Source organism: Bergeyella zoohelcum ATCC 43767 (genome assembly GCF_000301075.1).
GTDB classification, from domain to species: Bacteria; Bacteroidota; Bacteroidia; order Flavobacteriales; family Weeksellaceae; genus Bergeyella; species Bergeyella zoohelcum.
In genome coordinates, this window is the sequence record NZ_JH932293.1 from 111,988 (window position 1) to 126,161 (window position 14,174).

The window sequence follows — 14,174 nt, forward strand, 5'->3', positions numbered from 1 at the left end:
TAGATAATTCCTTATTAAATCCCTATCCTCCCAAAAAACAATTAGTGAACTGTACAAATTAGAAGGGAGACACTGATATCGTATTGATTTTTGTAAAAAGTTCTGGTAAAGGATAGGGAATGTACTGGTACAGGTCTCTCCTCTATGGGATAACAAATAACTATGATGATGACACAGACACAAACAAAATTGCCCCCTTCCGAAAGAAGGAGGATATAAATTAAAATATCCGATATTTGCTCGCTCTAGATTTTTTTTATAGATTCCGCGTACACACGCATATTTATATATACTTAGCGAAGGTAAGTGTGTGTGTGTGTGTGTGTGTGTGTGTGTGTGTGTGTGTGTGTGTGTGTGTGTGTGTGTTTACACAATCATTTGAATTGACCAAATTTTTAGTCAACTTTTTTTCAGTAATTTTATATGTGTTGATTGTGTGTAACATAACGAGGCAAAGATAGATAAAGTTTTCTAATACACAAAAAGTTTTTTAAAAGTTAATTTTAGATGTTGGAGATTGTACCGCGTACAAAGTAGAATGTATAATGATTTTAGAAGAGAGAAATTGGAAGTTAGAGATTAGAAAGCTAATTGCTAGTAGCTAAAAGCCAATCGTCCCATTCCTACTGCATGTATGACTACAGCGGGGGCAAATGTATATAGCAACAGCCACCGTTTTGTTATGAGACCTCTTCGGGGTTGTATGTTATATAGGAAAATATTCCACTATAAACATATGACCTCTACGAGGTCAAATCTTCATAATAAAGCATTTTACCAAAATCTTATTAGAAATATACAAAGCAAATGATTTTAGAAATTAAGATGTCATTATAAAAAAGCTGCCTATGAAGACAGCCATTATGGATTAATTAGTCTTTACATAATATAAGAATTAAAATAATTCCTTACGGATAATATTTTGGCTTCTTTCTGGTCCTACGGAAACCAAATAAACATTAATACCGAGATAATTCTCAATGAATTGGATGTATTTTTTAGCATTTTCTGGCAGTTCCTCGTAAGAACGCACTTTGGTAATATCTTCCGTCCAGCCTTCTAATTCCTCATAAATAGGTTCATAATGATAGAGTTTATGAGTAGAAGAAGTAAAGTAATCAATGATTTTTCCATCTTCGGTTTTATAATGAGTAACCACTTTAAGCGGAGTAATCCCCGTAAGCACATCTAATTTAGTGATGACAAGGTTATTAATCCCATTAATCATACAAGCATGTTTTAGAGATACTAAATCTAGCCAACCCGTACGGCGTGGCCTTCCCGTAGTTGCCCCAAATTCATGCCCTACTTTTCGGATATGCTCTCCCAGCTCGTCATGTAATTCCGAAGGGAAAGGCCCATTCCCTACTCTTGTGGTATAGGCTTTGGAAACACCGATAAGATTTTGTAATGCTGTAGGTGGAACTCCTGCCCCTGCACATACACCTCCCGTAGAGGGCGAAGAAGAGGTTACGAAAGGATAAGTTCCGAAATCAATATCCAGCATGAGCGCTTGTGCCCCCTCAAAGAGTACATTTTTCCCTTGTTGGATGGCTTCATTCAGCTCCACCTCTGTATCTACTATTCTATCTTTGAGCTGCTGCCCAATTGCCAAGAATTCTTCGTAGATTTCATCTATATCCAAGGTAGGTTTTTCAAAATATTTAGAGAAAATAGCATTTTTTACTTTGAGATTTTTCTCTAATTTTTCTCTAAGAATTTCAGGATTAAGCAGATCTATCATACGGATGCCCACTCTCGCTATTTTATCTTCATAGCAAGGACCAATGCCTTTCTTAGTAGTCCCAATCTCTGTCCCTCCTTTCTCTTCTTCACGGTAAGTATCCATGAGAATATGATAAGGCATGATGACATGAGCTCTCCGGCTAATGAAAACATGATCCGTTTTCAGCCCTTTGCTTTCTATTTGGTTAATTTCTTTAATGAAAGATTTAGGATTTACCACTACCCCATTGGCAATGAAACATTTCCCAGGACATTGTAAAACCCCAGAAGGCAATAGATGGAGAACAAATTTCTCATCTCCTACATATACCGTATGCCCTGCATTGTCCCCACCTTGGTAACGCACCACATAGTCTGATTTAGCTGAAAGAACATCGGTAATTTTCCCTTTACCTTCATCTCCATACTGGAGACCTACCACTACGAAAGTAGACATATTATTTATTTTTAGTATCGGCACAAATTTAATTATTCCGATTGGTTATGGCAATTTTATCGTGTATATTTTTTAACTTTTAGTACATAAAAATGAAGTACAATGAGTTTATGAAGAATGCTAAATTTGATAAAATTGTACAAAGTATAAAGACTTTTGGCGTACGGCCTCTTGATTATAACATTTTAATACTTTTTTAATACAAAGAATAAGCAGTTCAATACCTTTGCATACAAAAAAATCACCATATTCTTCAACTCTTAGCTTCGTTTTCTGTTAAATGGAGAAAAGTGGTTTTACTCAAAACGAACAAAAAAAAGAAGCTCTCCCTTTTCTGGACAGCTTCTTAAATTTAATCAGCCACGATTATTCTAAATACCCGAATTTCCCCATATTAAAATCATTAAATGCTTCTATGAGTTCTTCACGAGTATTCATCACAAAAGGTCCATGTGCCGCAACGGGTTCATTCAATGGTTCACCACTAAGAATGAGCACTACCGCATCATCATCTGCTTCTAAACTAAAGTCTTCTCCATTATTTTCAAAAAGTGCGAGATGGTCTCCCCTTACGATCTCCGCATCATTGACCAATACTTTTCCCTCTATGACCAAAAGTGCGGTATTATAATGGCTTGGGAAAGTAAAATTCGCTTTTTCATCTTTTTTCATTTTCACACTGAACAAGTTCACAGGACTGAAAGTACTGGCACCTCCTTGCGTATTTTGATATTCGCCAGAGATAACTTCTACCACACCTCCTTTTTCAGATAGAGACACTTTTGGGATGTTTTCATTATTGAGAGACTGGTATTTGGCAGGCGTTCTTTTATCTTTGGCAGGTAGGTTCACCCATAGCTGTACCATCTGAAATTCGCCTCCTTTTTTAGACCATTCTTCTTCGTGAAACTCCTTATGAAGGATACCGTTTCCTGCGGTCATCCATTGTACTCCACCTTCTTCTATGACGCCACCTCCACCTGATGAATCATGATGCTGCACCTTTCCTTTGTAGGCAATAGTAACCGTTTCAAAACCTTTATGAGGATGTACATCTACTCCGCGTGGTCTCTTACTAGGCGGAAAATGATATTTAGAATTATAATCCAACATGATGAATGGGTCCATTCTTTTCATATCCATTCCTGAGTAGCTCGGGATAAAATTGATTACTCTAAAGCCGTCCCCCACAAAATGATGCTGCCCTGGCTGAGCTATTCTTTCTATTTTTTTGGTATTCATAACATTGATTTTATATACACAAAATTACGCATTTACCCCTGCTATTGTCATTGACATATGCTAAGAAGTACTATAATATCTCAACTCATTGGGTAAAAATATCCATTGAAAAGTAAAAAATGTTTTTGGTACTTTGCCAAAGTTTTTTTTAGTCCGTTGGAATAAGGTTCAGAAAATTTAAGCAAAATCAAAAAATCAAGATAAGCACTGCCATAAATAGGTATAAAAAAAGATTGTCCTATATGAACAATCTTTTCTTGAACGATTACTTCTGTGGAAGCGGTGATTTAGGAAGTTCCACCGTACCTGGGTCTTTCCAAAGCCCATCCTTCATTGCCTGCTTTTTTATTCTTTCTGCTCTTTTACCACTGTCAGGATGAGAATTGAACATTTTTTGGAAACCATTCTGCTTTGCACCTGCAGATAAAAGTTCTAATTTTTTAAACGCAGTATAAGCCCCTACCACATCATAGCCATTAGCAGTCATGAACTTATATCCATAATCATCCGCTTCAGATTCTTGCTTTCTACCATAAGAAGAATCTAGAAAATGATTCGCCATAGCACCTATTTGGCTTTGGTTCAGCTGTGCCACTGTATTACTCGCAGAAGATGCGGCGTCTAATAGTGCCGCTTTAGTATATGCGGACTTAATAGCATCTTTAGTGTCTTCGTTTTTCACATGTCCTATTTCATGCCCTATGATCGCGAGAAGTTCATCATCCGTCATAATATCCATGAGCGAGGAAAATACACGGATACTCCCATCTGCACATGCAAAAGCATTAATATCCCTTACCAAATATACCTTATAATTAAGGTTGAGCCCATCATAACTTTTGAGTTTAGCAGTAAGTCTATTGAGCCTTTTGGCATATGGATTTTTGCTATCTGCCACTTTGTTATTTTTATCCATCCAATCTACCGATTCTTTGGAAAGCCTCGCAGCATCTTCATTGGAAAAAGATAATGCCTTAATTCCCTTGGTGGTAGCATCTAATACTTTTCCTAATTTAATTCTTTGAGCATTCATTCCTGTGGTAAGCCCAACTAGGAGTGCCAATACAATTGTTTTTTTCATAATTTGCTTGTTTTTAACTATGCCAATATACAAATAAAAACAATACGATACTCATTATTCTTTTGTTTTTGAATCCATAAGAATAGTTACTGGTCCATCATTAAGGAGAGAAACTTTCATATCCGCCCCGAAAACACCACTCTTTACGGGAATTTGATATTTAGAAATTTGGGCTTTGAAATATTCAAAAAGCGGAATAGCAATATCAGGTTTCGCAGCTTTGATAAAGGAAGGTCGGTTTCCTTTTTTATAATCTGCAAAGAGGGTAAACTGGCTTACACATAAGATTTCCCCCTGTATATCCTGTATAGAACGGTTCATCTTTCCACTATCATCTGAAAAAACTCTGAGCTGAACCACTTTTTTCACCAGCCAATCCGCATCTTCCTGAGTGTCTTCCTCACTAACACCTATGAGAAGTAGAAAACCGCTAGATATTCGGGAGATTTCTTCCTGATTTACAGTAACACTGGCTTCACTTACTCTCTGAATAACAACTTTCATAATATACTATCTATTTTTTTACCCTACGGAATTCATTGGGAATCAAAATAAATGAGAATAATTCATTCATTTTTTAGCTCTCTTATCGCTAATTCCAAGTAATCATGAGCTTTGCTTATTGTATTTAAAGGCTTGGTATAAGCCGTACAAAATTACACATCCTACACCATAACAGAGCATATCCCACCAAGAAAATGAATTACCAATAACAATATGCGGAATACTCCCTTGCTGAAACCCCAATCGGTCAGCGATATGAAAATACTGGGCAACTTCTACCGCCACTGAAAAGATAAAAGTTCCTAAAATAAGCCTACTTTTGTGATAAATATCAAAAAAAGTAAGCACCAATGAATAAATAAGCATCACCACAATCACATCTCCCAAATAAGCTCTGATAAAATGATAGTGAGATAAATACACCGCAATCACCACCTCTACAATAAAAAGCAGAACGCTAAATAAAAAATATTTAAGATTAAAATGAATGCCTTTTTTCATGATTACAGAGTAATATTAATATTTCCTATCGCTTATTTACTCTTCCTTTTTCATTAAAAGTAGACTCATCCACTCCTCTCTTTGCTGTTTGCCTATAAGCTCTAAATTATTTTCTTGACAAACTTTCATAATATCTTCTACATCAAAAAAACATAATCCAGAAAGCAATAAATAGCCTCCTTTATGTAGCACTTGGGCGTAAGTAGGAATGTCCGAAATTAAAATATTCCGATTAATATTGGCTAAAATAATATCAAAGGTATCTTTACCCAGATTATCAGCCGTACCCTGAGCTATCTCTAGTTCTACCTGATTTCTCACTGCATTTTCCTTAGAATTTTCCACAGACCATTCATCTATATCTATTGCCACTACCCTATCTGCCCCCTTTTGCTTGGCAAAAATAGCCAATACTGAAGTACCACAGCCCATATCTAGAACTGTCTTTCCTTTAAAATCCATTTCTAGCATCTGCTGAATCATAAGGTGAGTAGTAGGGTGATGCCCCGTACCGAAAGACATTTTGGGCTGAATAATAATTTCATGTAAATTAGGATTCGCTTCGTGAAACTCTGCCCGAATAAGCACCTTGTCCTCTACATAAATAGGATCAAAATTCTTTTCCCATTCTTCATTCCAGTTGATATTCGGCATCTCAGCAAAAGAATAAGAAATTTTGACTTCATACGAATTAAATGCCACCAATTCATCAAATTTTTTCTCATCAAAAAGTGACACTGGAATATATCCCAATATTCCATCTTGTTCTTCAGTAAAACTATCAAAACCAATGGTAATGAGTTCCGCCATAAGTATCTCACTCCACGGCTGAAGCGGTTCTATTACAAATTTACATTCTATATACTGCTGCATATCTTTTTTTTGCAAAGATAAGCGAATCTATTTCAGATAAAACAACGAAATGTCTTATTCCCTTGTTATCTTATCTCCCAATTACCTACCTAGTTATCTCATTCCCGCTTGTTTATTTGAAAAAAATGTTTAATTTTATCCAAACAATAAAATAATTAGAGTATGAAAAAATTAGTTTTTGGCATATTGGCCACATTCATAAGTTCCGTAGCTTTTGGGCAAATAGAAGGAAAATGGAAAACCATTGATGATGAAACGAAACAAGCGAAATCCATTGTTCAAATTTATAAAACCAATAATGGACAATACCACGGAAAAATAGTCCAACTCCTTATGAAACCAGAAAATGAAAACTGCGTAAAATGTAAAGATGACAGAAAAAACAAACCACTCATCGGCTTAGAAATCATCCGCGGACTTTCCAAAAAAGGGGATGCGTTTACCGGAGGTACTATCACTAATCCTAAAGATGGTAAAAGCTATAAAACAGAATTGGTAAGGGAAGGAGATGTACTAAAAGTAAAAGCCATTGTACTGGGCATTGCCGTAAAAACCCAAACCTGGCATAGGGTGAGGTAATTAGAAAAACATATGTAATAAAAAAGCTATCCTGAACGGATAGCTTTTTTTGGTATATCAAAAAGTATTAGTTATCATACCCTGGATTTGAAATAATCAATGAACCTGGAGTATTGGTTTCCCTTAGAGGAATAGGAAAAGCCAACAAATTGTCTCCTATCATCTTATCCTTGGAAGCATCTCTTACTCCAATATTATCATAATATGGGATGACTTCTCCCCATCTCAATAAATCCCAAAATCTAAATCCTTCGCCTAAAAGCTCCTTAGTTCTCTCTTTTTTGATTGTATCTAAATCTACGAGAGTAACAGCATTAAGACCTCTATTGGTTATCAATTCATTATAGTAGTTCAAAGCCTTAGCCGTATTTCCAAGATTCAAATGAGCTTCCGCAGCATTTAAAAGAACCTCCTCATATCTTATCAGTTTAATATTTGTAGTTCCTTTTAAATCTGAAAATTTACCTGAGATATAATACTCTCCATCTTGTTCAAGAACATTTTTTCTAACATCACTATTTTCATACATAGAAACAACAGACGGAAGTACAGCAATATTAGCATATCCATTCAGATTCATCAAATAATCGTAAGAGGTCGTACCTAAAGCTCCATTAAGACCTAAAGCTAACTCAAAAATACTATTTTTTGTTTTCTCTTTAGCAAAAGATGATACGAAATCACCAGAAGAAATTACCTCATAGTTATTCGAAGCAATCACTTGATCTGCATATTGAGCGGCTTTCATATAATCTCCCGTGTAAAGATAATACCTAGACATAAGTGCCTTCACTGCATGAATATCAAATTCAATTTTGGTTCTTGAGGCATTAGCCCCTACAGCTATATTCTTCAAAGCATTTTCAAAATCAGATTCAATTTGAGCTTTAGTTTCAGCAATCGAGGCACGAGGCATTAATGTTTCTGGCTTATACTGTGTAGGTAAAACAACACCTAAATTCCCACCAGAATATCCCTGTCCATAAAGTTTTAACAAATCAAAAAATGCCAGAGCTCTTGCAGCATATGCTTGCCCTTTTAAATTTTTAATCCTATTTGTAATTGCAGTAGTACCCGATTGTCCCCCTAAAGAAAGATTATTGGATGCATTAATTACAATATTAGCATTCCCCACTACTTGATAGATTGCATACCAAGTACCTTCAACATCTCCATCAGATGATGTAAATGTATATGTCGCCCATCTAACATTCCTACCACTAAACTGAGTACAATAAGTCTCATCTGTATGAACTTGAGCATATCCCCTATATTGACTACCCAAATAACTGGAAGATCTCATTTTAACATAGGTTCCATTTACGAATGACTCTAGCTGCTCTACTGTTGTTATTTCTGCTGCTAACTCTTCTTGGAAAAACTGAGTCTCAGTAAAATCTCTGCTACAAGAAGTAAATACCAAAGATGAAGTTGCAGCGATGATAGATAAACTATATATTAACTTTTTCATTATTTTTTATTTTAAAATGTTAAATTAACCCCTAAACTATAAGTCTTCATTGGAGGTAATGCCAAAGAACTTGTTCCTCCAACTTGAAAATCTGGATCAAATTTTAGATTCTTATCAAAGGTATAAGTCCAAATATTATTCCCAACAAGATAAATTTGAACAGCGGAAAGCCCTGTCCCACTTAGAGTGTTTTTATTAAATGTATAAGCAACTTTCAAACTTCTTAATCTTAAATGATCTCCCTTATACAAAAATCTAGTAGATGTAGCACTTGCATTTAAATTTCCTTTTCCAAAAATAGGAGCTGGATTAAGAGCATCTTTATTTTCTGGTGTCCAATAATCCAATTGATCAGCAACACCTGGATAACTAGCTACATACTGCCCATCACTAAATAAATAATTCATATACCCTCCGTAAATCTTACTACCGAAGCCATAACTCATTTGAGCATCTATGGTAAAATTTTTAATTTCAATCTGTGTATCTACACCTCCAAATAGTGTTGCATAAGGACTTCCCTGAATTTCCATTTTGGCTTGATTATAGTTTGATGTTGTTTCTCCATCTTTTCCATTAATATACCAAAGAGGCTTACCAGTATCACGGTCAACTCCCGCCCATTTTCTCATATAAAAAGCATTGGCCACCTCTCCTTCTCTCAAAATCCGAGAGCCTGAAATCACATCGTTACCTCCAAATAACTTTGTTACTTTGTTATTTAAAGTGCCCAAATTACCTCCAAGATTCCATCTAAAATCTTCCGTCTTAATAATATCCGCTGATATATTAAATTCAAATCCAGAATTAGACATAGTCCCCACATTCACATACTTAATGGCATAAGGACTAGAATTTACTACCGTATACCCTGCCTGTGCAAGAGACAATGGAATACTAAAAATCATATCCGAAGTTTCCTTGTGATAATAAGCTACTCCTAAATTTAATCTATTTTTAAAGAATGCCAAATCCAATCCAGCATTGAAAGGCTTTACCGATTCCCATCTTAAATCGGGATTATTCACTCCTCTTGGATACCCTCCTGCTTGCTCTCCATAATTAAAAGAATATCTATAAGTCGAATATGGTATAACATCTTTAGATGGCATATTACCTACTTTACCATACGAAGCAGAAAACTTAATTTGAGATATTGCGTCAATATTCTTTATAAATTCTAGTCTAGCTAAATCTATTCCTACACCTGCTGACCAAAAATACCCAGTCTTCTTATCTGGCCAGAAATTAGATACTTTATCTTGTCTTCCTGATAAGTCTAATAAAAATAATTTATCGTAATCATAATGTAAAGTTGCAGCGTATCCACCTCTTGTATTTATGGCTTTTGCTCCTCTTACATCCCTTGGTATAATAAAATTATCCAATGTGTACAGTTTTGGTGAACCTACTACATTAGAGTTTCCTCCTACCAGTCTATAATCTTCCTTATAAGCCTCTTGTATTAAACTAGCAGAAAAATTATTTACTTCTCCAAGCTTCCAAGCATAACTTAAGATATTCTGAATATTAAAATTAAAATATCTAGTAGAATAACTCGTCATAGACCCGCCCAAATTAAACCCATCTCCATGAAGAGGTGATCTATAATTATCCTCTTCTATGTTGATAAATTCAGGAGCAAATACAAACCTATAACTCAAACCTTTAAAAAACTTATATTCGGCTTGAAGATTACCAAAAATCCTCGCTGTGTTAGCGTGTTGATAATTTAAATCTTGTAAAGCGGCTACATTAAACAAGTTGTTAGACATTCTATTTCTCACCCCTAAATTATAAGAACCATCAGGATTTCTCACTGGATCTGTAGGTCTAAGGAAATATTGCCCCAATATAGGGTTCGCGAAGGTTCCTCCATCAGATAAAGTACTCGTCTTACCATAAGAAGCCTGAAGATCTGACGATAAAGTCAACTTATCTGTCGCTCTATAATTAACCTTAGTAGCAAAAGTAGTTCTTTTAAAAGAGGAATTTCTAACTATCCCCTCTTGTTCAAAATAACCTAGAGATGAAAAATAAGTAATCTTATCATTCCCCCCTGAAACAGATGCATTAACTTTGCTCAATACAGCACCACCTGTGTTTTCCGTCTCTCTCCTCCAATCTGTATCATAAGGAGTGTTAAAAATCGTTGCTATCGCTCCTCCATATACGCCATTCACCGCATTTTGGTATGCCATATTATAGCCCACTTTTTTCTCATTAGCCAACGATTGAGCCAATAATTGTCTATATTGAGAGGCAGTCAACGACTTATATCCTTCAACTGCTCTATAGGAAACCCCCGTTTCCGAACTCACATTAAATTGTGCTCTTCCTCTTTTTCCAGATTTAGTTGTTATAATAACAACTCCAGCCCCCGCATCTGCCCCATATACTGCAGTAGAAACAGCATCTTTTAATACTGTTACGCTCTCTATATCTGCCTCATTTAAATTAGCCAAAATATTAGCCGTAGTAGTATTTTGAGTCAAATCCCCTTGTGCTACACGAACTCCATCAATTACAACAATAGGATTGTTTCTACCATTTACAGAAGCCATACCACGAATACGAATTGCTGCTGCTCCTCCAGGTTGTCCAGTACTCATTCCCGTTTGTACGCCAGGCACCCTTCCTGCTAAAGCCTTATCAATAGACCCCAAAGAAACATCTGCAATTTCTTTTCCAATCTTTCCAACAGAGCCAGTTAATTCAGAGATTACTTTCTTTTGACCAAATCCCACAATAACCACCTCCTCAATCTTTTTTTCTTTCTGTACTGTGTCATTTTTCGCTTTTTGTGCCAACATCATTTGGCCACCCAAAAAGAAAAGCACACCAGCACTTAAAACTTTTGATTTAACACTCATATTAACAATTTTTAATATTTCTTAGTCGCAAATATGTTAAGAAATTTTAATATAACCAAATTAATTAACTTTTTTTTTTGATTATGAGTTATTTTTTCTCATTCTAAAAAAGAAATTTATTCTTGTTTACCACATATCTACTTGTTTTTATTATAAACCGCTGTATTTTCTCATAAGATTTTCATACCACTTTTGTGGCAGCAGCCATTTGAGTGGAATGCCTATTTTTTGCCCTAATTTCCCATAATAATAATGTGCTTTCCAATGTTTTTTTTGCAACAACCTTTCCATATAAGCGGCTACCCCATCAGGTTCCATTCCTTCATCTACATGGGTGTTCATAAGTGCATATACCTTTTGAAAAGTGGCACGATAGGGAGAAGATACTTCTGATTTTACCCTATGGTCTGCAATATTCGTTTTAATATCTCCTAGATGAAGGGTACATACTTCTATATTCCATGGAGACACTTCATACCGAATGGCTTCTGTCACTTTATCCACAGCTGATTTTGAAGCGGAATAAAACCCTCTGAACGGCAATCCCATCTCTGAACCAATGCTAGAAATATTAACAATATGCCCTACTTTCTGTTTTCGCATGGTAGGCAATACCGCAGACATCATCTGAACTACTCCCACTAGATTAAGATTAAACAGCCTAATAATTTCTGCCTTAGAAGCGTCTTCCACAGGCCCCACCATACCCATTCCTGCATTATTAATCAGAACATCTATACTACCCTGTTCTTCTAATATACGATGAATAGCTCTTTCTACTTGTTCTTTTTCAGTAATATCCGTGGGAATAGAAGTGAAATAAGCATTCTCTACTACCTTTCGGCTCAGTCCATAGACCCTATGCCCTTTCTTCCCAAAATACTCCGCAAGGGCAAAACCAATTCCGGAAGACGCCCCTGTAATGACTATCGTTTTCAATATTTGTTCATTTAAGAATGTAAAAATAAAAAACCTTTGGCAAAAACACCAAAGGTTCTATACTGATTCAATATGAGATTACAATTGAGGTCCTGCAGCTACCAAGCGTTTACCTTCTTCGTTATCACAATATTGTTCAAAGTTTTTAATGTATCTCGCAGCCAAATCTTTTGCTTTTGCTTCCCATTCAGATGCATCTGCATAAGTTTCACGAGGATCAAGGATACCTTCAGATACATTTGGTAATGCTGTAGGAATCTCAAGATTCATAATTGGAACGACGGTTTTAGGAGCGTTTTCAATAGAACCACCAATGATGGCATCAATAATCGCTCTTGTGTCTTTAAGGGAAATTCTCTTTCCTGTTCCATTCCATCCCGTATTCACCAAATATGCTTTCGCTCCATGCTCTTTCATTTTACCAATTAAAGTCTTAGAGTACATGGTTGGGTGAAGTGTAAGGAAAGCCTCTCCAAATGCTGGCGAGAAAGAAGGCTGAGGTTCTGTAATTCCTCTTTCAGTACCGGCTAATTTAGAGGTATATCCGCAAAGGAAGTGATACTGTGCTTGGTCATCATTCAAAATAGACACTGGAGGCAATACCCCAAAAGCATCTGCTGAAAGGTACACAATCTTCTTTGCATGTCCTGCCTTAGATGGCAATACTATCTTACTGATATGATGAATAGGATAAGAAACACGAGTATTTTCCGTGATAGAACCATCTGTATAATCTGGAGAGCCATCTTTTATCACTACATTCTCTAGAAGTGCATCTCTCTTAATTGCCTTATAGATATCTGGCTCTTTCTCAAAGCTAAGGTCAATTACTTTCGCATAGCAACCTCCCTCGTAGTTAAATACACCATGGTCATCCCATCCGTGCTCATCATCCCCAATGAGGTATCTCTTAGGGTCTGCGGAAAGCGTAGTTTTCCCCGTTCCAGAAAGCCCGAAGAAAAGTGCCACATCTCCCTCTTCACCTACATTTGCCGAACAGTGCATAGAAGCCATGCCTTTCAATGGAAGATAGTAATTCATGATAGCGAACATTCCTTTTTTCATTTCTCCACCATACCAAGTACCTCCAATGATTTGCACTTTTTCAGTAAGGTCAAACATAATGAAGTTTTCAGAATTAAGCCCTTGAGCTTCCCAGTTCGGATTCGTTACTTTGGAACCATTCATCACCACAAAATCTGGTTCGCCAAAATTTTGTAATTCATAGAAAGAAGGTCTAATGAACATATTCGTTACAAAGTGTGCTTGCCATGCTACCTCCATCACGAATCTTACTTTCAATCTTGTATCAGGATTCGTTCCACAGAATGCATCTACCACGAAAAGCTTTTTCGATTTAGACAACTGATTTGTTACAAGACCTTTACAAGACTGGAAAATTTCTGGCGTAGTAGGAAAGTTTACTTTACCATCCCAGCAAATGGTATTTTCGGTAGTAGCATCTTTAACGATGTATCTATCCTTAGGAGAACGCCCTGTAAAGATACCTGTTTTTACTGCTACAGCTCCCGAGTCTGTAAGTTCACCTTTTTCAAAGCCTTCATTTTCTGAAGACATTTCTGCTTGGTACAATTCTTCATAGCTTGGATTGTACACCACCTCGAAATCGCCTGTAATACCTAGTTTTTGTAGCGATTGTTTAATCAATTCGTTTTTCATAGGAATAATAAAAAGTCTGATAAAGATACTATATTTTACTGAATGTTTTCACTTTTTTTTCAAAAAGGAATGCTCAAAAGTACAATTTTCTACAATATAAACGATATTTATTTAAAATGATTTTCATCATATCCGATTATTTATCACCCAACCATCAATGTAAAACACGAACACTATTCCCCCTTTTCTTCCTGCAAAGAAACTTCATCCTAAAAAAATAAAGACACCTTTTACCAAGATGTCTTTATC

Annotated in this window: 11 protein-coding genes; 1 reads left to right on the forward strand and 10 read right to left on the reverse strand. The window is 36.0% G+C overall.

Annotated features, from left to right (window positions below):
• Positions 1–895: 895 nt before the first annotated feature.
• The 6 genes from HMPREF9699_RS00550 to prmA form a co-directional block, all read right to left on the reverse strand.
• The gene (locus HMPREF9699_RS00550; protein WP_002661490.1) at positions 896–2,182 is read right to left on the reverse strand and encodes an adenylosuccinate synthase; all 1,287 of its coding nucleotides are present in this window, start codon (positions 2,180–2,182) and stop codon (positions 896–898) included.
• A gap of 366 nt (positions 2,183–2,548) precedes the next feature.
• Positions 2,549–3,424 carry a pirin family protein gene (locus tag HMPREF9699_RS00555; protein ID WP_002661491.1) on the reverse strand — a complete coding sequence of 292 codons (876 nt, stop codon included), beginning with the start codon at positions 3,422–3,424 and terminating at the stop codon, positions 2,549–2,551.
• 265 nt (positions 3,425–3,689) lie between these two features.
• On the reverse strand, positions 3,690–4,505 hold the full coding sequence (locus HMPREF9699_RS00560) for a M48 family metallopeptidase (protein ID WP_002661493.1): 816 nt from the start codon (positions 4,503–4,505) through the stop codon (positions 3,690–3,692).
• A gap of 54 nt (positions 4,506–4,559) precedes the next feature.
• Complete coding sequence (dtd, locus tag HMPREF9699_RS00565) at positions 4,560–5,009, reverse strand: D-aminoacyl-tRNA deacylase (protein WP_002661495.1); 450 nt, start codon at positions 5,007–5,009, stop codon at positions 4,560–4,562.
• 102 nt (positions 5,010–5,111) lie between these two features.
• On the reverse strand, positions 5,112–5,510 hold the full coding sequence (locus HMPREF9699_RS00570; protein WP_002661496.1) for a ribosomal maturation YjgA family protein: 399 nt from the start codon (positions 5,508–5,510) through the stop codon (positions 5,112–5,114).
• A 36-nt stretch (positions 5,511–5,546) separates the two neighbouring features.
• Positions 5,547–6,383 carry a 50S ribosomal protein L11 methyltransferase gene (gene prmA / locus HMPREF9699_RS00575; protein WP_002661497.1) on the reverse strand — a complete coding sequence of 279 codons (837 nt, stop codon included), beginning with the start codon at positions 6,381–6,383 and terminating at the stop codon, positions 5,547–5,549.
• A gap of 162 nt (positions 6,384–6,545) precedes the next feature.
• Between prmA and HMPREF9699_RS00580 the strand changes: the two genes are divergently transcribed.
• Positions 6,546–6,962 (forward strand): DUF2147 domain-containing protein, encoded by a 417-nt coding sequence (locus HMPREF9699_RS00580; RefSeq protein WP_002661499.1) that lies wholly within the window; start codon positions 6,546–6,548, stop codon positions 6,960–6,962.
• Positions 6,963–7,029: 67 nt separating this feature from the next.
• On the opposite strand, the gene HMPREF9699_RS00585 is transcribed toward HMPREF9699_RS00580, so the two are convergent.
• From HMPREF9699_RS00585 to pckA, 4 genes are all read right to left on the reverse strand, one after another.
• Positions 7,030–8,433, reverse strand: a complete 1,404-nt coding sequence (locus tag HMPREF9699_RS00585) for a RagB/SusD family nutrient uptake outer membrane protein (RefSeq protein ID WP_002661500.1) — start codon at positions 8,431–8,433, stop codon at positions 7,030–7,032.
• An 11-nt stretch (positions 8,434–8,444) separates the two neighbouring features.
• Complete coding sequence (locus HMPREF9699_RS00590; RefSeq protein WP_002661502.1) at positions 8,445–11,306, reverse strand: SusC/RagA family TonB-linked outer membrane protein; 2,862 nt, start codon at positions 11,304–11,306, stop codon at positions 8,445–8,447.
• A gap of 150 nt (positions 11,307–11,456) precedes the next feature.
• A complete protein-coding gene (locus HMPREF9699_RS00595) occupies positions 11,457–12,245 on the reverse strand; it encodes an SDR family oxidoreductase (protein ID WP_002661503.1) in 789 nt (262 codons plus the stop codon).
• A 78-nt stretch (positions 12,246–12,323) separates the two neighbouring features.
• Complete coding sequence (pckA, locus tag HMPREF9699_RS00600) at positions 12,324–13,925, reverse strand: phosphoenolpyruvate carboxykinase (ATP) (protein WP_002661504.1); 1,602 nt, start codon at positions 13,923–13,925, stop codon at positions 12,324–12,326.
• Between the last annotated feature and the right edge of the window lie 249 nt (positions 13,926–14,174).